Origin of the sequence: Vogesella mureinivorans, from assembly GCF_007644035.1 — a bacterium.
GTDB lineage: Bacteria > Pseudomonadota > Gammaproteobacteria > Burkholderiales > Chromobacteriaceae > Vogesella > Vogesella mureinivorans.
Map to the genome: position 1 here is coordinate 1 of NZ_VMTV02000075.1, position 332 is coordinate 332.

The 332-nt window shown below is 50.3% G+C and carries 2 protein-coding genes; both read left to right on the forward strand.

Annotation, left to right across the window (positions count from 1 at the left end):
* A partial coding sequence (gene rpsH, locus FLQ44_RS02005) for a 30S ribosomal protein S8 (protein ID WP_072049000.1) occupies positions 1–87 on the forward strand: 87 nt, incomplete at its 5' end.
* A gap of 12 nt (positions 88–99) precedes the next feature.
* Positions 100–332 (forward strand): 50S ribosomal protein L6 (locus FLQ44_RS02010; RefSeq protein WP_147692824.1); only part of this gene is annotated, 233 nt, incomplete at its 3' end.

The window sequence follows — 332 nt, forward strand, 5'->3', positions numbered from 1 at the left end:
GTTGTTTCTACCTCTAAAGGTGTTATGACTGATCGTGCAGCGCGCCAGGCTGGTCTTGGTGGCGAAATTATCTGCTACGTAGCCTAATCGGAGGAAAGAATGTCTCGTGTTGCTAAAGCACCGGTCGTTATTCCTGCCGGCGTTGATGTAAAAATCGACGGTCAGGTTATTACGATCAAAGGTAAAAACGGCGAGCTGACTCGTACCCTCAACAATGCTGTTGAAGTTAAACATGCAGATAACGCTCTGACCTTCGGTCCACGTGATGGTTTCGTGGATGGATGGGCTCAGGCTGGTACCGCGCGTGCCCTGCTGAACTCAATGGTTGTTGG